Source organism: Ruegeria sp. EL01, assembly GCF_900313035.1.
Lineage (GTDB): Bacteria > Pseudomonadota > Alphaproteobacteria > Rhodobacterales > Rhodobacteraceae > Ruegeria.
The window spans coordinates 113,042-133,283 of sequence record NZ_OMPS01000014.1 but is presented as its reverse complement, the minus strand read 5'-3'; the positions used below and the strand labels follow the sequence as shown (position 1 = coordinate 133,283).

Below are 20,242 nucleotides of genomic sequence, written 5' to 3'. Positions count from 1 at the left end.
CGTGCCTTGTGCTAGAGTGGTATCCTTACGCCGTCGCCCCCAACCACCAGCGGTCCGCTCCAATGCGGGGCGACGGCGTCTTTCCAGTCTTTTTCCCCATAGTTGGGATCGTCCGATGGAATGAGATGTGACAAGGCGAGTTTCTTGACGCCGGCTTGCGTCGCGGTTTTTGCGGCATCATGCGCAAAGGTATGCGCACGAAGCCAATGCTGCATCAGCAGTTCACTGCCATTGCCGATCCGTTCCATCAACGCTGGCAAAGCAGATTCCAACATGGCTTCGTGGATAAGCAGATCAGCGCCGCGGGCGAAGTCGGCGAGTGCGGGCAGGGGCGCGGTGTCACCGGAAAAGACGGCATAAACATCCTTGGTTTTGAAAGAAAACGCAAAGCTGTCGATCAATGGTGGGTGTTCAGTGCGAATGGCAGAAACGGTCAGGCCATCCCGGTCAAGCACAACGCCGTCATCGACAACATGGATGCGTACCAGTTCGCGCAGATCGTCGCGTCCATCGTCGATGATCCGCAAGTCAATATCGGCCTTCATCGACGCAACGAACCCTTCCCAATACGTGTCAATTCCTGCGGGTCCCCAAACGTCGACAACGGTGGTCAGGCCAGAGGTCCATGCAGTGTGGATCAGAGGCCCGAGTTCAAGGTAATGATCCGAATGCAGATGGCTGATAAAGATGGTCGACAGCTCTTTCAGGAGCATACCTTGATCCACCAGCCCGCGTGTCACACCAAGCGCGCAATCAACGACGATTTTCTGGCCGTCAATACAGACCAGATTGGAGGTGGGCATGGACGAGCCGGGCCGGATGGATGGACCACCCTTGGTGCCCAGAAGCGCTACGTAGTTTTCAGACATTTGTGACCTCACACTGCCGAAAAACCGGCGTCGAGCGCCGTTAGGATGGTGGATGCGTCCTGCTCGGTAAGCACCAAAGGCGGGGACAGGATCAGGTTGGGACCAGACACTCGGACCATGGCGCCGTTTTCATAAGCGACATCCTGCACTTTTTGGGCTGTTGGACCGTCAATCGGTTTCTTGGTTGCGCGGTCGCTCACCATTTCAATGGCCGTCATCAGACCGTGACCTCCGCGGACATCACCAATAATTCCGTGCTTGTCCATCAGGGTCTGACAGCCAGTATACAGCTGCGTGCCCCGCACTGCTGCGTTCTCAACGACATTCGCGCGCTTGATTTCCGCGAGACAAGCAAGTGCAGCCGCTGCCCCGACCGGGTGGCCGGAATAGGTATAGCCATGCCCGATCTTGGCGGCCGGGTTGTCTTCGAACACTTCAATCATCTTGTCACCGATCATGACCGCCCCAAACGGGAAAAATCCGTTGGTGATGGCCTTGGCTGTGCACATCATGTCAGGCTGGATCCCCCAGAGCCGTGCGCCCGACCAAGCACCTGTGCGGCCGTAGGCTGTGATAACCTCGTCCGTGATCAACAAGATACCGTGGCGGTTGCAGATCTCTTGTACCATCGGTGCGAAAGACTTGTGCGGCGGGATCACTCCACCGGCGCCCAGGATGGGCTCCATTATCATCGCGGCAATCGTATTTGGTCCTTGAAAGGCGATCTCATCCTCAAGGGCGGCCACACAAAGCTGCGCAAGCTTCTCGGGATCCGTTTCGTTGAACGGATTGCGATAGGTATAGGGCGCAGGGATATGGTAGCATCCGGGCAACAGCGGCTCATAAGCGTTGCGGAAGTTCGCGTTGCCATTGACGCTGGCGCCTCCGATATGCGTTCCGTGATACCCCTTTTTGAGGCTCAGGAATTTCACGCGGCCGGCTTCGCCCCTGAGTTTGTGATACTGACGCGCCAAACGCAGCGATGTTTCGACGGAATCCGAACCACCAGAGGTAAAGAACGCACGTGTCAGACCATCCGGTGCAAAGAAGTCGGCCAGTTCGTAGGCTAATTCGATGGCGACATCGTTCGTTGTACCGCGGAAGGTTGAATAGTACGGCATACGCGCAAGCTGATCTGCCATCGCATCTTTTACAGGCTGACACGAGTAGCCGAGATTGACGTTCCAAAGACCACCAACGCCGTCGACAACCCGGTGACCGTCAATATCTGTAATGCTAACGCCATCAGCCTCAGTGATGATCTTCGGTGGGTTTTCAATGCTATCCTGTGGCGACGTCATCGGATGCCACATTTGACGGGCGTTGTTTTCCTTGAGAAAATTCGAGTCTTTCATGATGCGGGCTCCATATGTGGTGTTTCGGATAAGGTTTTGGTCCAGGTGGCTTCGGTTTCTCGGGGAACGACGCCACCCCATGCTCGGGTGATTTCACGACTGGCGATCACAATTTTCTCCAAGATCAGGCGCTCCTGCTCGGGTCCGAAGCGCGTGGCAACGCTTGCAACCGAGACAGAACCGGCAAATTTACCGGATTCGTCAAAAATTGGTGTAGCAATGCCGTAGATTTCGTCTTCGAAGCTTCGGTTTGACCGTGCAAAGCCGGTTTCCCGCACTTGTTGAACAACATCTGAAAGGGCTTGCCGTGACTGAACGGTGCTTGCGGTGAAAGTTTCCATTTTCTTCGCAGCGACTTCGATCAGATTTGCTGGTCCATATGCAAGAGCACACAGCCCAGACGCAGTGGCATGTAGTGAAAAAGTCTGAATGTCTACGATGGCGCGCGTACTGTGCACCTGCGACTCGCAATCTGACAGAGCATAGACGGTCTCACCGGATAATACAGTTACATGTGCCGTCTCTCCGGTTGCTTCGGCCAAGGCGTAGAGGGGCTTTTCAACAGCCGCTGTTCTCGGGAATGTTGTTTCTCGCGTTTTGGCCAGTTGCAGCACCACTGGCCCCAACCGATACTGTTTCGTAAGCTGGTCTTGCTCCAGAAAGCCTGCGTCCTGCAGCACACGCAAGTGTCGGTAGGTTGTAGCCTTATCTCTACGCGCAAGCTTGCACATCCGCGATAGTCCGATCTGCGGACGCGCGGTTGTGAAGAAAGACAACAGCTCAAGTGTTTTCGCGGCAGATGACATTCGAGCCTCCACTTCAGGTTTTGCAAAAATACATTGACATGTTTATTATTAACATGGCAAGGTTTATTTATTCGAGAGGTTCAATATATGAACCATATAGGGAGACAGAAATGAAAAAGATCACGACACCACTGACCGCCGTAGCGCTTGCTATGACGGCCTTCGCTGGCGCAGCGCAGGCCGAGTATCCTGAAAAGCCCGTGGAATTCGTTGTTCCATGGCCTCCAGGTGACCTGGAAGATGTGCTGACCCGTATGATCGCAGAGGACTTTCAGGTCGAATACGGCGTGCCAACAGCAGTCGTGAACAAGCCTGGCGGCGGCGGCGGCCCTTTCCCCGGCGCAGTTGAAGTCGCCAACGCGCCAGGAGACGGTTACACAATCGGGTCCTTTATCATCGCGATTCCTGTTGTGGGGCCGCAAATTGGCATCCCGGCTCTCAACCCTGATCCTTTTGTGCCGCTCGGCAATTTCCTGACCTATCCGTTTGTCATCGCTGCTGGCGGCAACGCGCCTTACGATGACATCAATGGTCTGGCAGAATACGCAAAAGAAAATGACGTCGTGCTGGGCCATTTCGGTGCGCCGCTGGTCCCAACGCAGGTGACATTTGGTTTGGCAAAGGAAATGGGCTTCTCGTTCTCCGCGGACGCGGCCTTTGATGCACTTGACTGTAATTCACTGGCATCAGGCGACGTTGATGTGATCAATACGACGCTACAGCAGATCCTTCCTTGTCTTGATGATGTCAAAGTGCTTGCATCAATCGGATCAGAGCGCATCCCGCTGACACCTGACGCTCCAACGGTTGCCGAACTTGCGCCGAATTTGGATGTCGCACTCTGGAACGGGTTGTTCGTGCACAAAGACACACCGCAAGACGTTCGCGACAAGATCATCGCAGTTGCACAAAAAACCGTGATGTCAGAGCGTGCACAGGAGCTGGCCGCAGAAACAGGCGCAGCCGTCTACTGGCAGCCGGCAGACCAAGTCGAGGCGCAGATCACAAAAGACATCAATACGCTTGCAGGTATCGAGACGCTCCTCGCAAACTAATTCTTTTGCATGCAAGCTGGGCGGCATTGCCGCCCAGCTTTTCACCTGATCATCTGTGAGAAGGGTCTAGAATGTCACATGTCAAAACACTGCAGTCGTTGTTCAAAAGATATCGTCGTCCCGGAGACATCGTCTTTGCGTGGGTCATATTAATTTTCAGCGTCTTTCTACTGAGCCAGATCACACAGCAGACGGCCTACACATCGGGCAAGAGCATCGTGACACAGCCCCGTTTCTGGCCTGCTGTCGCTTTGATAGGAATGACAGTCTTTGCCGTTTTTCACCTCTTGGGATCGGCGCTGTCAGAGCGAATTAGCGGTCGATGGCAAGAAATCTGGCTTTGGGTGTCATCCCTGGAGTATGCGGCTTGGTTCATTGCTTACGCTGCAGTGGTTCCCTACCTGGGCTATCTACCTTCTACGGTTGCCTTTGCAGTCTTGCTCGTGCTGCGTGTCGGATATCGCAGTCGCGCCGCCCTAGTCGGGTCTGTTGCAAGCGCTGTTGTCATCGTGGTGCTGTTCAAGACGATCCTTCAGGTAAAGCTTCCTGCCGGAAAATTCTATGAGGCGTTGCCGGCCGGGCTGCGCCAGATCATGCTGACCTATTTCTGATCGGATTAACAAATGGAAAATTTGCTTGCCGGAGCCGAGATGTTGGCCCGTTGGGATGTTATGCTGGCCCTTTTGGTCGGTTCGGTCGGAGGTGTGATCATTGGTGCCATTCCAGGCGTTGGACCTGCGGTTGCCATTGCAATTCTGCTGCCTGCGACGTTCTCTCTTGACCCAATCGTCGGTCTGACGATGCTTTTGGGCATCTACGGGTCGTCCATGTATGGTGGCGCGATCCCGGCGGTTTTGATCAATACGCCGGGTACGGCCGTGAACGCACTGACGTCCTATGATGGGTATCCTATGACAGAACGTGGCGAAGCGCACCGCGCCGTCTCACTGGCATATAGCGCATCCTTCTGGGGCGGGATTTTTGGTATCTTGTGCCTGATCCTGTTGTCGCCCGTGCTGGCGTTGATAGCACCGATGTTCGGCAGCCGCGAAATCTTTCTTGCCGCGCTTTTGGGTATCATATTGGTTATTCTGGCCCACCGTGGACAAATCTTTGCGGCGGGCTTTCTGGCCATGTTTGGCATCCTTCTCCAGACCATTGGTCTGGACCCGGTCACTTACACACAGCGCTATGCATTTGATTTGAATTTCCTGATTTCGGGCATCAATCTGATCGTGGTGGTGCTGGGCCTATTCGCCCTTAGTCAGGCATTTTATCTGCTAACTGCCCCGGACAGCAGCCCGGATGCCAAGCCCGTGACAGGCCGGATGTCGGCGGGTTTCAAGGAGTTGCTTGGCCACAAGCGGGTGGCCACGGTCGCCTCTGGTTTTGGTGTCATCCTCGGTATGATCCCCGGCACCGGCGAATTCACCGCCCAATTCATGAGCTACACCTACGCCCAGAAGACATCCAAGAAGCCGGACGATTTCGGTAAAGGGTCTCCCGAAGGGCTCATCGCGTCGGAGGCTGCCAATAATGCTGTGCCTGCCGCTGCGATGATCCCGCTTCTGGCGCTGGGAATTCCCGGTGAAGCGCTGACGGCAATGATGCTATCAGTCTTCTATGTTCACAATGTCATCCCCGGTCCGCAATTGTTCCAGAATAATATCGACCTGGTCTACGGGCTTTATCTGGCACTGATCCTGCTGAACGTCATAGTGTTCGTCTTCCTGCTGTTTTCGACGAACCTGCTGACAAAGATCATCCGAGTGCCCACGCGCTTTCTCGGGGTGATGATCCTGATCCTGTCGTTTGTGGGGGTTTACAGCCTGCGCAACTCTCTGACGGATTGCATGATCGCAGCGGTGTTTGGCGTGCTTGGTCTGATCCTGAAGCGGCTGAACCTGCCTATCGTGCCGATCATTCTGGGCATGGTTCTGGGTGGCATCATGGAGGTGAAGCTGCGGTCTTCCTTGCCACGGTTGAATTCTCCACTGGATATGATCAACCGACCCATATCGTTCATTCTCTTTGCTCTGATCGTGCTTGTTCTTGCACTGCATATCCGCACGCTGATCAAGGAGTACAAGGCGCGTCAACCCGAAGAAGATCACGATCTTCACGATTCTCAGACACGGTAGGACCTTATGGACCAGAGCAAAATCGACGCGCTGCGCGCGCACCCAATCCCGCCACGTGGACATGTCATTGACGGTCAGATTGTGCCTGCATCTGATGGTGCAACGATGGATGTACTTTCTCCGTTGAACGGTCAGGTACTTACCCAGGTCGCCAAGGGCACCGCCCGGGATATGACTGCGGCGATCGCTTCGGCTCGTGCGGCCTTCGAGGACAAACGCTGGTGTGGTCAACCGCCTGCTGCACGCAAGAAGGTTCTGTTGAAATGGGCGGAGCTGATTGAGGCAAACGCACTTGAACTGGCGGTGCTGGGTGTGCGCGACAACGGCACAGAAATCGGGATGGCGCTTAAGGCGGAGCCGGGCTCTGCAGCGGGCACCATTCGGTACTACGCCGAGGCGCTGGACAAGCTTTATGGGGAAATCGCCCCAACGCCCGGCGACATTCTGGGGATGATCCATAAGGAACCAGTGGGTGTCGTGGGCGCAATCATTCCGTGGAATTTTCCGATGATGATCGGTGCCTGGAAACTGGGGCCAGCGCTGGCATTGGGCAATTCCGTGGTCCTCAAACCAGCTGAAACCGCGTCCCTGTCGCTGATGCGCATGACAGAGCTTGCGCTGGAAGCGGGCCTGCCGCCTGGTGTTCTGAATGCGGTAACAGGCGAAGGGGCTGTCGTTGGTGAAGCAATGGGCCTGTCGATGGATGTGGACGTGCTGGTCTTTACCGGATCGGGTGGTACGGGCCGTCGCTTGATGGAGTATTCGGCGCGCTCAAACATGAAGAGGGTCTACCTCGAACTTGGTGGTAAATCGCCCAATATCGTCTTTGCTGACGCGCCCAATCTTGACGAAGCGGCCAAAGTCGCGGCGGGCGGTATCTTTCGGAATGCAGGGCAAGTCTGTGTTGCGGGATCACGGCTGCTCGTGGAAGCCTCTATCCATGATGAGTTTGTTGCCGCAGTGACCAAGGCGACGGCGACGATGCGGGTCGGTGACCCGCTGAGCGTTGAAACCCAGATTGGCGCGGTCAATTCCGAGGTTCAGCTGAAACAGAACCTCGGATTTGTGGACATCGCCAAAGCCGAAGGCGGCGAGGTGATCACAGGCGGTGACCGTATCCTTCAGGAAACGGGTGGTTATTTCATGGCCCCCACAATCGTGACAGGCGTGACACGAGATGCCACACTTGCGCAACAAGAAGTCTTTGGCCCGGTCTTGGGTGTCACCCCGTTTGAGACCGACGAAGAGGCGATCCAGATTGCCAACTCTACTGTCTATGGCTTGGCTGGCGCTGCGTGGACCTCTAACTTAAGCCGCGCACACAAGATGGTGCGTGGCGTGCGCACCGGGGTCATGCACATCAACACCTATGGCGGTGCCGATGGCACGGTTCCGCTGGGCGGTGTCGGGCAGTCAGGTAACGGATCGGACAAGTCGCTGCACGCCCTTGAGAAATACGTCAACCTCAAGACCGCTTGGATCAAACTCTGAAAATCGCCGGGGGGGGCACTGACATGGCAGACAAAGCAATCCTGGTCGTCGGTACGTATGATACAAAAGACGACGAATTGGATTTTCTGGCAGGCGTAATCCGAGAACAGGGTGGACGCGTCGTGACGATGGATGTGTCGGTGTTGGGTGATCCGTCCAAAGCCACGGATTACTCGAAACACGACGTCGCCGAAGAGGGCGGCAGCTCTATCGCCGAAGCCATTGCGTCGGGTGATGAAAATAAGGCCATGCAGATCATGGCGCAGGGTGCGTCCCTGTTGACCGCGCGCCTTTATGCCGAAGGCAGGTTTGATGGCATGATTATTCTGGGCGGCACCATGGCGACGGATTTGGCACTTGATGTCACATCTGCGCTGCCGCTTGGTGTGCCTAAATACATCGTATCCACGGTGTCGTTCTCGCCGTTGATTCCGCCCGAACGCCTGGCCGCAGACGCGCAAATGATACTATGGGCAGGGGGTCTTTATGGTCTCAACTCTGTCTGCAAAGCCTCCCTGAGCCAAGCTGCAGGTGCCGTGCTTGGTGCGGCGCGGGCCGTGGTATTGCCCAAATCCGCCAAGCCTCTGATCGGTATGACCTCTCTTGGCAAGTCAGCGCTGAAATATATGGTGCCGTTGAAACCCGCCCTCGAAGAACGCGGTTTTGAGGTGGCAGTGTTCCATTCGACGGGAATGGGTGGGCGGGCCTTTGAAAGCCTGGCCGGGCAGGGGGCTTTTGCCTGTGTATTTGACTTTTGCACCCAGGAATTGGGCAACTTCGTCAATGGGTCCAATATCTCGGCGGGGCCGGATCGTCTGACCAACGCAGGCCGGGTGGGTACGCCACAGCTGGTTGCGCCGGGATGCTATGACCTTGTGGACATCATTGGCTGGCAGCCCTTGCCAGAAAAATGGGCGGAGCACCCGCGACATGAACATAACCGCCTTCTGACCTCTATCGTTCTGGATGAGAGCGAGCGCCAAGCGGTCGCGCAAAAACACAATGCGCAACTGGCTAAATCAAAGGGGCCGGTCGCCCTTTTACTGCCGAAACACGGATTGGGAGAATGGGACCGAGAAGGTGCTGATCTGCACAATAAGCATGGGCTCGAGTTGTTCCTGCAAGACCTCGAAGCCTCACTGCCTGACAATGTCGTAGCCCACCATATTGATGGGCATATCAATGATGCGGTTTTTGCCGAGAAGGCCCTCGAGATCTTCGACCAGTGGCGCGCAGACGGCATTGTCAAAGGCTGAGAGGCCCTAAAACCAATGCTTCGTGTTGTGCCTGAGATGGTTGACACATAGCATATTAATAATTAACATGAGAAACATTAACATAGTAAGGAAAGCGATGCCCCACTTCCACATCGAATATTCTGCCAACCTCGAAGAGGTCGTCGATATGGGGCAACTGTGCGAAGAAATACGTGCGGCGGCTGCATCCGTTGACGCATTTCCGATGCCAGGTATCAGGGTGCGGGCGACACGGGTTGATCACTTTGCGATTGCAGACGGTGATCCCAAACATGGGTTTATCGACCTGTCCATTCGTATCCGCGAGGGTCGCCCGGACGCAGTCAAGCAGGACGCTGTAGACCAGGTTTTTGAAGCCCTCAGGGCATTCCTCGCCCCAGCCATGGCGGATCATTCCATCGCGCTCTCTGCTGAGTTGCGCGATATCAACGCTGCCCTTTCGCCAAAGTTTGGCAATATCCGTGACCATATGGGACACGGTTCATGACGTCGGCATCCACGCCAACACCGTAAAGCACACCACGCATCTAAGCCTAGCAACGGAGATGACTATGCCCATTCCAGCCCCGAACCTTTATCCTGATTTCAACACCATTCGCCTAAGCCACGTCTGTTTGAATGTTAAAGATCTGGTTGCCTCAAGGAAATTCTACACCGAAATGGTTGGGTTGCAGGTCACCGACGAATCCGACTCCCATGTCTATCTTCGGGCTATGGAAGAACGCGGCCATCATTGCATCATCCTTCAGAAATCGGACCAGCCTGGTACGGTCGAAGTGATGGGCTTCAAAACCTTTGACGAAGCCGACCTGGACAAAGCCGAAGCCTATTTCAAATCCAAGGGCCGCCCCACAGAATGGGTAGAGCGCCCCTATCAGGGCAAGACCTTGCTGACATCTGACAACATGGGCATCCCGCTGGAATTCTATCACAAGATGGATCGTCTTGAACCGATCCACCAGAAATATGGCCTTTACCGCGGGGTTAAACCGCTGCGTATCGACCATTTCAACTGCTTCAGCAATGACGTGGACGCGTCGGTTGCGTTCTACAGTGACTTCGGCTTTCGTGTGACGGAATACACCGAAGACGAAGACAGCAAAAAGCTGTGGGCGGCGTGGATGCACCGTAAGGGCGGCGTGCATGATATGGCGTTTACCAACGGCACCGGCCCCCGTATGCACCATGTGGCGTTTTGGGTGCCCACCCCGTTGAACATCATCGACCTGCTGGATCTGATGGCGACCTCGGGATATGTTGATAACATCGAACGCGGGCCGGGCCGGCACGGCATTTCTAACGCCTTTTTCCTGTACATTCTGGACCCCGATGGCCACCGGATCGAGATCTATTGCTCGGATTATCAGACGGTTGATCCTGATCTGGAAGCCATCAAATGGGACCTGCAAGACCCGCAGCGTCAGACACTCTGGGGGGCTCCGGCGCCAAAGAGTTGGTTTGAGCACGGCACCAAATTCGTCGGTGCGGAGGTGACGGACTCACAGATCGCGGCCAGCCCGATCATCGCTCCTTAGGTACATCTGAGCTGCGCCTGCGCTGCGATGCGCGGGCGTAGGGCGCCCCTACGGTATCGCACAGTCTTTTTCTAACCAACAAGCGCCTGCCCTGAAATTGCCAACAGAAATGGAAACGGGTTCTGTTACGACGCTTCTCGCGTCGGACCCTGAGCAAACCACGGCACCGGTCGCCTTGGCTGCCCCGTGCATGCATGTGAAACCGTCATGATGGCGAACTAGGGGGGGACTGCAACCACACTGATGCGCAAGGAAGATCTTGCGCGGATGAGACTTCGTGTGGTGCTGACTGACTGACGCGAGATTGCTTTGAGACGTCCAAAGCCACAACGCACGCCCGGATCTGACTGCGAACAAAGCGCAAAGTCTGGACTGTACGGGACGTGATCAGATGCATGGGCAGCAGAGCGCACAGAATGCCGATGGACGTTGGAACTTGAACTCGGTCGGACAAAAGAAATTGTTCACTTATTGAACATTGCTATGTTATGAAAAAAGCGCAACACTGATGCGTACCCCTAACAAATTGCCACGATGCAATCGCTTACAGGCCCTACATGATTAAAAAACTTCCGTCGACGACCAGATCCCTTCCGTTCGCACTTATTCGAGCCAGGGAAGGGGTCATGGCACCTATCAGGGACATGCTTGTTGACACGGGTATTTCGGAACAACAATGGCGCGTTTTGCGCGTCTTGTCTGAGTACGGACCTATGGACAGCTCTACACTCGCGGAACGGGCAAGCTTGCTACACCCCAGCCTGACGCGCATGGTTTTCGCTATGGAAAAGAAAGGTCTTGTTACGCAAACGCGCAGCGACGTCGATAGACGGCGGCAGGTTGTTGAAATCGCTGCAGCAGGTCAAAATATCATCGATAGTAACCGCGAACATGCTCTTCAGATCGCGAAAGATTTCAAGGCCAGAGTTGGTGCTGAAAAATACGAACAGCTAATTGATTTACTTGAAATGTTTGACCCTCATAGTAAGAATTGATCAGCTAAGAATGACGCGGTTTCAGGACTACTTTTGTCGGTATTCCGTCTGATCTAACCACTTTAAAATCAGGGCCGTCTGCCAGTCTGCGTTAAGCGTTGGCGTGTGGCCTACACCTTCAAACTCTATGAAATCTGCATGAGGTAGCCGCCGTTTCATTTCATTTGCCAAATCTGCTGTCAGAAAGTCAGATTCTGAACCCCGCAGAACCAATACTGGACAGGCGATACGCTCCCAATAGCTCCACAAGCTGAAATGCATGAACATGAAGTATCTTCGGAAATTCTGAAGGATATGAGGATCATGCCGAAGCTTGAAACCCGTGAAAGTCTGTGACGAACTGGTTTCTGCCATGCGTCTCCAGTCTTCGTCAGTCATCGGACCAAAAGGTGCAAGGGTTTCTCGAAGATACATTTCGACTTCTTCCAACTCTGCAAATTCGCGCGTCGATCCTGCATAGGAGGTGATCCGGCTCAGTGCAGTGTACGGCACTTTCGGACCAATATCGTTTATAATCAGCCGTTTGATCGGGGACTTTTCCAAACCTGCCAGGCTGATCCCCATCAGGCCACCAAGCGATGTTCCGATCCAGTCAAACTGCTTTAACCCTCGCTCGGCTACCAAGGTTACGATGTCTGAATTGTATTGCAGAAGCTGGTAGTGTTGTGGGTCGCTCAGCCAGTCGCTTTGTCCGCGTCCCACCAAATCAGGACAAATGACGCGGTTCCCTTTCTTAGCCAGTTGGTCCGCCAGAAAGTCAAAGTCGTGATTGTTCCGCGTCAAACCATGTACGCAGAGCACGTTGCCCGCAGCCGGTGTTTGACCGAATTCGCGATAGGCGATCTCGTGGAAGCCGACTGGAGAAATGCATGTGACCTTGCCTGCCAAATGCGCGGTGATCTTAGTCTTTGTGGGCGTTTTGGCTTGCCGTTTAGTTTTGGTCTTGGTCATTCGTGTACAGCGTGATTGGTGACAATTGCGCCGCGCACCAGACGTGCATGCAGATCTCTTTTTGCCAATTCGGCGCCGAACCGAAGGCGCATAAACGGATCGCGGCTGATGCGCTTGGTTGTTTTGTAATACGTTTTTTCAAGCTCTGCGATCAAATCACGATATGATTTGTCCAGTTCAGGGATCACATCAAACCCGTCATAATAGACAGTGCAATCAACCTTCGTAAGAAGGGGTTGGCAAATCTCGATAACCAACGCGCGGAGGTCCACCAATTGTTTAGGGTCCGAGATGCGAAGCCCGCGAAAATTGAACTCCAGCGCCGTTTGGTCCTGCGACAACTGGATACGATCGCGTAGAGGCGCGTCAAAGATCGATGCTTTCAGTTCCATCGGTCGATTTTCGAAGATCATGGGGTTCATCGTGATCACATCGCCGATGACAGGTGTGAAGGCCATATGCGCGAGAATATCTCGATCAATATCCACACCTGGTGCAACTTCGATCAGCTCTAGACCTTGCGGCGTATTCCGAAAGACGCAACGCTCGGTTACGTAGAGAACAGGTTGTTCTGTTTCGGCCGCCAATGACCCGGAGAACGTGATTTGTTCAACCGCAGTCAGGAACTTTTGCGCGTGCCCTTCCTGGACAATCTGCAATGCGCCGTTGTTGATTTCCGCTTTCAACCCACCGGCCGTAAACGTGCCAGCAAGAACCAGGCGGCTTGCATTTTGGCTTATGTTGATAAAGCCTCCGGCACCTGCAAAGCGCGATCCAAATTTAGAGACATTGACGTTGCCGTGCTTGTCGGTTTGCGCCATGCCGAGGCACGCCATGTCCAGCCCGCCACCATCATAAAAGTCGAACTGTGCGCTTTGTTGGATCACTGCATCAGGGTTTAGCGCTGCGCCAAAGTCCAGTCCGCCTTGGGGCATGCCCCCAATGACGCCGGGTTCAGCGGTCAAGGTGACGCAATCCAGCATTCCTTCTTCGGCGGCAACTGCGGCAACACTTTCAGGCATCCCTATTCCAAGGTTTACCACACCATGGATTGGTAGTTCCAACGCGGCGCGGCGGGCAATCACTTTGCGGATATCCAGAGGCATCGCGGGAATGCTTTCCAATGGATGCCGGAGCTCGCCAGAGAACGCGTGATTGTAGGGGGTGGCGTAGGTTTGCATATGGTTCTCGGGTTTGGATTTGACGACACAATCCACCAACGTACCGGGAATATGCACTCTGTTCGGGTTCAATGATCCGCGCTCTGCCATGCGTTCAACTTGAACGATGACAACACCGTCCGAGTTATGCGCTGCCATTGCCATCGCGGTGGCATCCAATTTCAGCGCCTCTCGCTCCATCGTTGCATTGCCGCCAGGGTCTGCCGTGGTGGCGCGCAAAAACGCAACGTCGATTGGCATGGATTTGTAAAAAAGCCACTCTTGATCATCTATGGTTTGCAGCGACACAAGGTCTTCGGTTGTACGGTTGTTGATTTTGCCGCCTTGTTGGCGCGGATCAACAAATGTGTGCAGCCCGACCTTGGACAGCATTCCCGGTTTCGCGCCCGCGATTTCTCGGTACAGCTGACTGACGCAACCCAGTGGCAGATTGTAGGCTTCGATTTCATTCTCGACGGCCAGTCGCGCGAGTTTTGGCACCAGGGACCAGTGCCCGCCGACACCGCGTTTCACCAACCCTTTGTGGGCGAGGCGATTCAAGCCACGATCCTTGCCATCCCCCGGCGCAGCGGCGAAAACCAGCGTCAGATTACGGGGGTGACCCGTCGCAAGGAACCGCTTTTCGAGCGCAATCAACAACTCATCAGGTGTGCCGACGCCGACAAAGCCTGACACGGCAACCGTGTCGCCATCACGAATGACAGAGACCGCTTCATCTGCGCTCATGGCCTGCATACTCATTGGTCGCCCTATTGCCTTTCACTCAGCCAGTTAAAGATGCCGTCACCGACAATGCCCTGGCTTTTGCTGCTGACATAGACGCCGACATGGCCGCCCGGCAGAGCCAGTTCTGAATAGTCTTTTGTGCCGACATGTTGCCCCAGTGCCGTGGAACACGGAGGCGGGATGATGTGGTCGCCCTTGGCATAGACGTTCAGCACCGGCATGGTGATCTTGGCAAGATCCACCGGCTCTCCTGAAATCTGCAAGGTGCCATCAACCAGCCGGTTTTCCTTGTATAGGTCGATCAGCCACTGTTTTGCTGCCTCGCCGGGGTGATTTGGCCGGTCTGCCAGCCATTTTTCCATCCTCAGGAAGTTCTTGAGCTTTGCTTCATCCTTGAACGCATCGACGATGCCAAGATTATATTTGGTCATCGTGTTTGCGGGTGTCATCTGCTGAAAGACGCTGGACATGATATCGCCCGGCAGGGTGCCAAAGGCATCAACCAGGCGGGTGATATCGTCGTCCCGCAAATTGCGGGTCCATAGGTTGATAAATCCGTGAGATTCTTCAGGGTCCACCGCATCGGCGTGAAAATCAATCGGAGTGATTGTCAGCATAAGGTTCTTGATTTTCTCGGGATGGCGCGCGGCATAAATCGTTGAAAACACGCCGCCTTCGCAAATACCCAGTAGCGTTACCTGATCCGCACCGCTGTCTGCGCAAATGGCATCAACGCAATCTTCCAGATACCAATCCACGTAGTCATCCAGCATCAGACATTGATCTGACCGGTTCGGATGGCCCCAATCCACAACATAAAGATCGACGCCCCGGGCAAGCAGATTACGCACCAGAGACCGGTCTTCCTGCAAATCAATCATCGTGTATCGACCGATGAGCCCATAGCAGATGAGCACCGGTCCCGTGGTCGCTGGCACCCCGTCCAGTGGAGCGTAATGGTGCAGTGTCACCTTGTCTTGCGCATGGATCAGCGTTTTGGCCGCCGTGCCTACATCGATGTCGGCATCTTTGATCTTAGCAAAGGCCTCTGCCCCTTTGGAGAGGTTTTCGATGAAGTCCTGCGCCTCGTTCATCAGTACGTTATCTGTTCTGGTCTCAACCATTTTTTGCAGCCCTTTTTCCTGATGTCTTTGCAGGAGCTTTGTCTTTGGCGGCCGCGATTTCCTTTTTGAGGGTCCGGAGTTCCTTGCGCAACGCATAGACGGTTTTGTGCAGGTCATCGACCTCGGTCCGGGTGGGCATAGAGCGGGCTTCGCACCAGGCTTCCATCATATTTCGTTCGGCCAGGCGATATTCCACGCTGCTGCGCAATAGGGCGCGATGCGCGTCCAGAAAGCCTTGGGTACGTTGAGTTCTGATCAATTCGTCGTTGAGGGTGGCGAACCACTTGTTGGTGACAGAGCGCGGCCCGTCTTGCCAGATGTCGGGGGTTTTTGACACCTCACCAGAGAATGTCTCGAACGCGCGGCTCCATGCCTTGGCGATGACGGCTTGATACGCGGCACCTGCCTCCTTCAAAGCAAGCCATTCCTTCAAGCCCTTCAATCCCTGTCGTTCGAGCGTGCCGATGTCCGAAAGCTCTGGCGCTTCGACAAGTTTCTGAAGCGTCCGGGACAGGTCTGCGGATCCGGCCTGCATCATACGGGCCGGATTCATCATTTTTTCCAATGTCTCGGACAAGATTCCATCTTCTTGTAGCCAAGAGGGTTTGGGCATTGCGGCGGTGAAGTCCGCCATGCTTTTCTGAAACGCGTCAAATGGGTTGAGTGTGTCTGACTGACCGGCCTCTACGGCGTTTTCCCAATACTCCGAATAGCTACGTAACAGGTGCGATTGCTGCTCCATCATTGCGGCAAATGCTTTGTCCATCGGGTTTTTGGTTCCGGTCATGACGTGTTCACAATGCTTTGGTGTAGATGTCGAGCGCCGCGTCATAGGTCATCTCGCGCGGATTGTTGATCAACAGGCGTTCTTGTTTCATCGCGTCCACGGCCAATGTGGGCAGGTTGTTGTGGCTTACGCCTACCTCGGCCAGCCGAGATTGCATGCCCAGCTCGGGTCCGAGTTTGTGGAAGTTCTCGACCAGACCTTGCGCACAGGCTTGTTCAGATTTTCCGGCCAGATCGGGGAAGATAATGGGGGCGAGTTCCGCGTACATGGATTGCGCCTGGGGCATGTTGAATTCCATTACGTAGGGCAACACCAGCGCATTCGACAAACCATGCGGCACATGAAAGTGCCCGCCCAGGGGATATGCCAGTGCATGAACGGCTGCGACCGGGGCATTGGCAAAGGCCATGCCTGCCAGCATAGAGCCCAGCAGCATATCACCTCGCGCTTTGCGATCTTCGGGCGTGTGGCAGGCGGCGCGGATGTTGGCCCCCAAAAGCTCCAACGCTTGTTTGGCGAGGCAATCAGACACGACATTCTTGAGACGTTTGGACGTAAACGCCTCAATCGCGTGGACCATCGCATCAATGCCGGTTGCAGCCGTCACGGGGGCAGGCAGGCCCACAGTCAGTTCGGCGTCCAAAATTGCGTAGTCGGGCAAGAGTTGCGGAGCCACGACGCCCTTTTTTTCGTTGGTGCCGGTGGTGACGATCGAAATCGGGGTCACTTCTGACCCCGTGCCAGCGGTTGTCGGTGCAAGGACAAGGGGAAGGCGCTCTCCGCGCACCAGATTGACGCCATACATGTCGGCAATGGGTTGGTCCGTGTTCAGCAAGATCGCAATCAGCTTGGCCGTATCGAGCGATGATCCCCCCCCAACGGATACAACGCCATCCACGCCCTCGGCGCGGGCCTGCTCTTTTGCCTCCAAGATCATCGCCTCTGGCGGGTCAGGTTGCACATCTGAAAAGGTCCAGACATCCACGCCGGCCTTTTTCAGCCCGTCCAGGGCAGCATCGGCCAGACCAAGTTTCAGGATGATGTCATCCGTAACAAATGCAATCTTGCGACATCCACGCGCGGCCATGATCTCACCGATCTTGGAGGTGGCGCCAACGTCGGACAGGACAGATCGGGTGGTCTGGAATGCAAAAGCGTTCATGGTGTTCCTCGTTTTTTGCGCAACAAAAGTGGATGAAGGGGCAGGGCTTGAAAATTTTCCCCTTTCGACTTGGGTGTGGTCGGTCAGTCGGACCAGTTGATTTGGAAGTCTTCGCGGTGGGCAAATCGTTTCAGGTGGGCCTCAACAACGGATTTCCATCGCTCCAGGTCGGACCGAGGTCCGGCGGTCAGAGAAATTGCCAGGTTGTCAGCGTGCGCTGACATTTCGATTGTTTGACCGTCATCAAACACAACCTTGCCTGTAGATTGATCAAAAGTGGCTTCGGCCTTGTGCGACCAGTGTTTGCAAAGCTGCAGGAGATAACGCGAACCATTTTCGGTTTCTGCAACTCCGCTGGTCGCTTGATCCGGCAACAGACCAAGGGCGGTTTTTGCAGCTGCGCGCATTCCGTTGGCAAACAGCACGACATCAATCTGCGTGGCAACGAAAGTCGCCCCGATGTCCAGACAGGCTTGCTGCATCTCTTTGTTCATTGTCAGGATACCGCCCGCCTTTCCCGCCGCCACAATCCGACGCATGCCATCAAGAACGGCCTCTTTGACGACAGGCGCATCGGCTTTGCCAATGTGACCCATGTCGGCCGCCAGATCGGAAGGACCAATGAAAACACCATCAATGCCGTCGACTTGCAGAATGTCATCAAGCGCGGCCATACCCGCCCGGTTTTCGACCTGGACAAGCAGGCAAATTTCATCCCGCGCAGTTGTCAGATAATCGGGAATACCTGCAAAGTCGGAGGCGCGGGCAAGGGCGGAACCGACGCCGCGGATGCCATGGGGTGGATAGGTGACAGCGCTGACCAGCTCCTGTGCCTGTTCGGCACTTTCGACCATCGGCACAAGCAAGGTTTGCACCCCTGCATCAAGATACTGCTTGATCATCCAGGTCTCACCCACCACAGGTCGCACGATTGCGTGGCTGTTGGTGGCGGCGATCACTTGCAGTTGAGCAACCACCGAGCGCAAATCATTGGGGGCGTGCTCTCCATCGACCAGCAGCCAGTCAAACCCGGCTTTTGCGCTGATTTCCGAGATATATGGATCGGCCAGACCCAGCCAACATCCGACCTGAGGTTTTCCGGCAGCGATTGCGGCCTTGAACGGATTATGTGGTGCGGGCATGGGCTCGGTTCCTATTTGAAGCTGACATCGACAGAGCCGAAGCTACCAAAATCAGCGTGGATATTCGTACCTGACGGGCATTCGACGGGCCGGATGAAAGAACCTGACAAGATGACCTGCCCCGCTTCGATCTGTTGGCCATATTGGGCCATACGCTTGGCCAGCCAGGCGACACTTTCGGCAGGATCATCGAGAACGCCCGCGCCAAGGCCGGTTTCTTCGACGTCGCCATTGCGGCTTGTGATGGCGCCGACCCAGCGTAGATCAAAGGCATCCGGTGACTGACGTTCCTGTCCGAGAACGATGCCCGCGTTGGCGGCATTGTCGCTGATGGTATCCAGCACCGTCCGGGTCTTTCCCGTGTCAGGATCGACGCGCATGATGCGGGTGTCGAGAATTTCTATCGACGGCGCGACATAGTCGGTGGCAGCCATTACGTCGTCACGCGTAACATCCGCACCGCCCAAGGGGGATTTCATGACAAACGCAATCTCGGCCTCGATCCGCGGTTGGATGAACCGGCCTTTGGGAACCGTCGCCCCGTTCTCAAACATCATATCGTCAAACAGGATCCCACTGTCTGGAATGTCGATCCCAAGAGCGTATTGCATCGCCTTGGAAGTCAGGCCTATTTTCCAGCCAATCACTTTTCGGCCCGCGGCAAGTTTGGCGCGGAGGATCGCGTTCTGTACCTCATAGGCGTCATCCATCGCCATTTCGGGATGGCGCAAGGTCAGCAGCCTGATCTGCTCTCCGGTGGTTTCGGCCTCCAGTAAATCTGTGGCGGCTTGTCTGTGATCTTCCGGGGTCATGCCAGGACCTCGTCTTCGATGGTGTTGACCAGCGTGCCGATGCCATTGACTTCGACCTCGACTACATCACCGGGGGCGAGGTATCTGGGCGGATCAAACCGGGCACCTGCACCGGTTGGCGTGCCGGTCACAATGATGTCGCCGGGCTTCAGGGTCATGAAGGTAGAGATATATTCGATCTCGCGCCGGATCGGGAACATCATGCGGTCCAGCGTATCATCCTGTCGGACCTCGCCGTTCACCCGGGTCAGAATGCGCGCATCGTCAAGCTGTTTGGCATCGGTAAATGGCACCAGCCATGGGCCGATGGCGCCGGTGTGATCCCAGTTTTTGCCTTGCGTGACGTTGAATTTCGCGTGGCGCACCCAATCGCGGATCGTGCCCTCGTTGCAGATTGTCAGAGCTGCGATGTGGTCATAAGCGTCGTCCTGGCTAATACGGCGACCACCCTTGCCAATGACGATCGCAACCTCACCCTCATAGTCCAGCGTGTGGTTCTCGGGCGGGCGGATCAGGGGGCGATTGTGACCAGTGAAGCCGCTGGCAAAGCGCGGAAAGAGCGACATGTATTTTGGCAAATCGCTGCCGTCTTTGTATTCCGCGTTGCGGTCGGGAAAGTTCACACCAACACACAGAATGCGCGGCGCGTTTGGCATGACCATCTGAAAGTCATATTCGGTATGCGTGACGGATTTGCCCGATGTGCCTTCGATCAGGGCGGACAACCCTTCGGCTGCAATCGCATCATAAAGTGTTGGCCATTTTGGGAAGTGATCGTTCAGTGCGATCGCGCCATCATCTGTAATGGCCCCGTAAAAGGTTTCACCGCCAGCGGTATAGGTTGCAAAGCGCAT

The 20,242-nt window shown here is 55.2% G+C and carries 19 protein-coding genes; 8 read left to right on the top strand and 11 right to left on the bottom strand.

The annotated features are described in order from the left end of the window. Nucleotides 1–11: 11 nt before the first annotated feature. The 3 genes from D9K61_RS08200 to D9K61_RS08190 are packed head-to-tail and all read right to left on the bottom strand — an operon-like array spanning nt 12 to nt 3,030. Complete coding sequence (locus D9K61_RS08200) at nt 12–869, bottom strand: MBL fold metallo-hydrolase (RefSeq protein ID WP_120632766.1); 858 nt, start codon at nt 867–869, stop codon at nt 12–14. An 8-nt stretch (nt 870–877) separates the two neighbouring features. After that, on the bottom strand, nt 878–2,224 hold the full coding sequence (locus tag D9K61_RS08195) for an aminotransferase class III-fold pyridoxal phosphate-dependent enzyme (RefSeq protein WP_120632765.1): 1,347 nt from the start codon (nt 2,222–2,224) through the stop codon (nt 878–880). Then, nucleotides 2,221–3,030, bottom strand: coding sequence for an IclR family transcriptional regulator (locus D9K61_RS08190; protein ID WP_120632764.1), 810 nt, complete (start codon nt 3,028–3,030; stop codon nt 2,221–2,223). Before D9K61_RS08190 ends, D9K61_RS08195 begins: the two co-directional genes overlap by 4 nt. Before the next feature lie 110 nt (nt 3,031–3,140). Between D9K61_RS08190 and D9K61_RS08185 the strand changes: the two genes are divergently transcribed. The 8 genes from D9K61_RS08185 (at nt 3,141) to hpaR (ending at nt 11,503) form a co-directional block, all read left to right on the top strand. Next, entirely contained in the window at nt 3,141–4,085 is a 945-nt protein-coding gene (locus tag D9K61_RS08185; protein WP_120632763.1) for a tripartite tricarboxylate transporter substrate binding protein, read from the top strand. A 71-nt stretch (nt 4,086–4,156) separates the two neighbouring features. Continuing rightward, the gene (locus tag D9K61_RS08180; RefSeq protein WP_120632762.1) at nt 4,157–4,696 is read left to right on the top strand and encodes a tripartite tricarboxylate transporter TctB family protein; all 540 of its coding nucleotides are present in this window, start codon (nt 4,157–4,159) and stop codon (nt 4,694–4,696) included. Nucleotides 4,697–4,708: 12 nt separating this feature from the next. Beyond that, a complete protein-coding gene (locus D9K61_RS08175) occupies nt 4,709–6,226 on the top strand; it encodes a tripartite tricarboxylate transporter permease (RefSeq protein WP_120632761.1) in 1,518 nt (505 codons plus the stop codon). A 6-nt stretch (nt 6,227–6,232) separates the two neighbouring features. After that, nucleotides 6,233–7,717 carry an aldehyde dehydrogenase family protein gene (locus D9K61_RS08170; protein WP_120632760.1) on the top strand — a complete coding sequence of 495 codons (1,485 nt, stop codon included), beginning with the start codon at nt 6,233–6,235 and terminating at the stop codon, nt 7,715–7,717. A 23-nt stretch (nt 7,718–7,740) separates the two neighbouring features. Next, nucleotides 7,741–8,973 carry a Tm-1-like ATP-binding domain-containing protein gene (locus D9K61_RS08165; protein ID WP_120632779.1) on the top strand — a complete coding sequence of 411 codons (1,233 nt, stop codon included), beginning with the start codon at nt 7,741–7,743 and terminating at the stop codon, nt 8,971–8,973. A gap of 97 nt (nt 8,974–9,070) precedes the next feature. Further along, on the top strand, nt 9,071–9,460 hold the full coding sequence (locus tag D9K61_RS08160; protein ID WP_120632759.1) for a 5-carboxymethyl-2-hydroxymuconate Delta-isomerase: 390 nt from the start codon (nt 9,071–9,073) through the stop codon (nt 9,458–9,460). 64 nt (nt 9,461–9,524) lie between these two features. Next, nucleotides 9,525–10,508: a 3,4-dihydroxyphenylacetate 2,3-dioxygenase gene (gene hpaD, locus D9K61_RS08155; RefSeq protein WP_120632758.1), complete on the top strand. Its 984-nt coding sequence runs from the start codon at nt 9,525–9,527 to the stop codon at nt 10,506–10,508. A gap of 557 nt (nt 10,509–11,065) precedes the next feature. Beyond that, nucleotides 11,066–11,503: a homoprotocatechuate degradation operon regulator HpaR gene (hpaR, locus tag D9K61_RS08150; RefSeq protein ID WP_120632757.1), complete on the top strand. Its 438-nt coding sequence runs from the start codon at nt 11,066–11,068 to the stop codon at nt 11,501–11,503. Between the two features lie 27 nt (nt 11,504–11,530). Here hpaR and D9K61_RS08145 read toward each other — a convergent pair whose 3' ends face one another. From D9K61_RS08145 to D9K61_RS08110, 8 genes are all read right to left on the bottom strand, one after another. Continuing rightward, complete coding sequence (locus D9K61_RS08145) at nt 11,531–12,454, bottom strand: alpha/beta fold hydrolase (RefSeq protein WP_120632756.1); 924 nt, start codon at nt 12,452–12,454, stop codon at nt 11,531–11,533. Continuing rightward, nucleotides 12,451–14,361 carry an acyl CoA:acetate/3-ketoacid CoA transferase gene (locus tag D9K61_RS08140; RefSeq protein WP_254055721.1) on the bottom strand — a complete coding sequence of 637 codons (1,911 nt, stop codon included), beginning with the start codon at nt 14,359–14,361 and terminating at the stop codon, nt 12,451–12,453. The genes D9K61_RS08145 and D9K61_RS08140 overlap by 4 nt, the downstream gene beginning before the upstream one ends. Before the next feature lie 23 nt (nt 14,362–14,384). After that, a complete protein-coding gene (gene phaC, locus D9K61_RS08135; protein WP_120632754.1) occupies nt 14,385–15,485 on the bottom strand; it encodes a class III poly(R)-hydroxyalkanoic acid synthase subunit PhaC in 1,101 nt (366 codons plus the stop codon). After that, complete coding sequence (locus tag D9K61_RS08130; RefSeq protein ID WP_162946808.1) at nt 15,478–16,272, bottom strand: poly(R)-hydroxyalkanoic acid synthase subunit PhaE; 795 nt, start codon at nt 16,270–16,272, stop codon at nt 15,478–15,480. The genes phaC and D9K61_RS08130 overlap by 8 nt, the downstream gene beginning before the upstream one ends. A gap of 7 nt (nt 16,273–16,279) precedes the next feature. Continuing rightward, nucleotides 16,280–17,434, bottom strand: a complete 1,155-nt coding sequence (locus D9K61_RS08125; RefSeq protein ID WP_120632752.1) for an iron-containing alcohol dehydrogenase — start codon at nt 17,432–17,434, stop codon at nt 16,280–16,282. Between the two features lie 83 nt (nt 17,435–17,517). Then, complete coding sequence (locus D9K61_RS08120) at nt 17,518–18,576, bottom strand: aldolase/citrate lyase family protein (protein WP_120632751.1); 1,059 nt, start codon at nt 18,574–18,576, stop codon at nt 17,518–17,520. 11 nt (nt 18,577–18,587) lie between these two features. Beyond that, nucleotides 18,588–19,388: a 2-oxo-hept-4-ene-1,7-dioate hydratase gene (gene hpaH / locus D9K61_RS08115; RefSeq protein WP_120632750.1), complete on the bottom strand. Its 801-nt coding sequence runs from the start codon at nt 19,386–19,388 to the stop codon at nt 18,588–18,590. Then, nucleotides 19,385–20,242: a fumarylacetoacetate hydrolase family protein gene (locus D9K61_RS08110; protein WP_120632749.1), complete on the bottom strand. Its 858-nt coding sequence runs from the start codon at nt 20,240–20,242 to the stop codon at nt 19,385–19,387. Before D9K61_RS08110 ends, hpaH begins: the two co-directional genes overlap by 4 nt.

What these genes read in the sequence shown, in the direction of transcription:
- D9K61_RS08165 (WP_120632779.1), top strand. Translation starts at nt 7,741, where the DNA reads ATGGCAGACAAAGCAATCCTGGTCGTCGGTACGTATGATACAAAAGAC.
- D9K61_RS08170 (WP_120632760.1), top strand. Translation starts at nt 6,233, where the DNA reads ATGGACCAGAGCAAAATCGACGCGCTGCGCGCGCACCCAATCCCGCCA.
- hpaH (WP_120632750.1), bottom strand. Translation starts at nt 19,388, where the DNA reads ATGACCCCGGAAGATCACAGACAAGCCGCCACAGATTTACTGGAGGCC.
- hpaR (WP_120632757.1), top strand. Translation starts at nt 11,066, where the DNA reads ATGATTAAAAAACTTCCGTCGACGACCAGATCCCTTCCGTTCGCACTT.
- D9K61_RS08200 (WP_120632766.1), bottom strand. Translation starts at nt 869, where the DNA reads ATGTCTGAAAACTACGTAGCGCTTCTGGGCACCAAGGGTGGTCCATCC.
- D9K61_RS08140 (WP_254055721.1), bottom strand. Translation starts at nt 14,361, where the DNA reads ATGAGCGCAGATGAAGCGGTCTCTGTCATTCGTGATGGCGACACGGTT.
- D9K61_RS08175 (WP_120632761.1), top strand. Translation starts at nt 4,709, where the DNA reads ATGGAAAATTTGCTTGCCGGAGCCGAGATGTTGGCCCGTTGGGATGTT.
- D9K61_RS08160 (WP_120632759.1), top strand. Translation starts at nt 9,071, where the DNA reads ATGCCCCACTTCCACATCGAATATTCTGCCAACCTCGAAGAGGTCGTC.
- hpaD (WP_120632758.1), top strand. Translation starts at nt 9,525, where the DNA reads ATGCCCATTCCAGCCCCGAACCTTTATCCTGATTTCAACACCATTCGC.
- D9K61_RS08190 (WP_120632764.1), bottom strand. Translation starts at nt 3,030, where the DNA reads ATGTCATCTGCCGCGAAAACACTTGAGCTGTTGTCTTTCTTCACAACC.
- phaC (WP_120632754.1), bottom strand. Translation starts at nt 15,485, where the DNA reads ATGGTTGAGACCAGAACAGATAACGTACTGATGAACGAGGCGCAGGAC.
- D9K61_RS08145 (WP_120632756.1), bottom strand. Translation starts at nt 12,454, where the DNA reads ATGACCAAGACCAAAACTAAACGGCAAGCCAAAACGCCCACAAAGACT.
- D9K61_RS08185 (WP_120632763.1), top strand. Translation starts at nt 3,141, where the DNA reads ATGAAAAAGATCACGACACCACTGACCGCCGTAGCGCTTGCTATGACG.
- D9K61_RS08125 (WP_120632752.1), bottom strand. Translation starts at nt 17,434, where the DNA reads ATGAACGCTTTTGCATTCCAGACCACCCGATCTGTCCTGTCCGACGTT.
- D9K61_RS08195 (WP_120632765.1), bottom strand. Translation starts at nt 2,224, where the DNA reads ATGAAAGACTCGAATTTTCTCAAGGAAAACAACGCCCGTCAAATGTGG.
- D9K61_RS08130 (WP_162946808.1), bottom strand. Translation starts at nt 16,272, where the DNA reads ATGACCGGAACCAAAAACCCGATGGACAAAGCATTTGCCGCAATGATG.
- D9K61_RS08120 (WP_120632751.1), bottom strand. Translation starts at nt 18,576, where the DNA reads ATGCCCGCACCACATAATCCGTTCAAGGCCGCAATCGCTGCCGGAAAA.
- D9K61_RS08180 (WP_120632762.1), top strand. Translation starts at nt 4,157, where the DNA reads ATGTCACATGTCAAAACACTGCAGTCGTTGTTCAAAAGATATCGTCGT.
- D9K61_RS08110 (WP_120632749.1), bottom strand. Translation starts at nt 20,242, where the DNA reads ATGCGCTTTGCAACCTATACCGCTGGCGGTGAAACCTTTTACGGGGCC.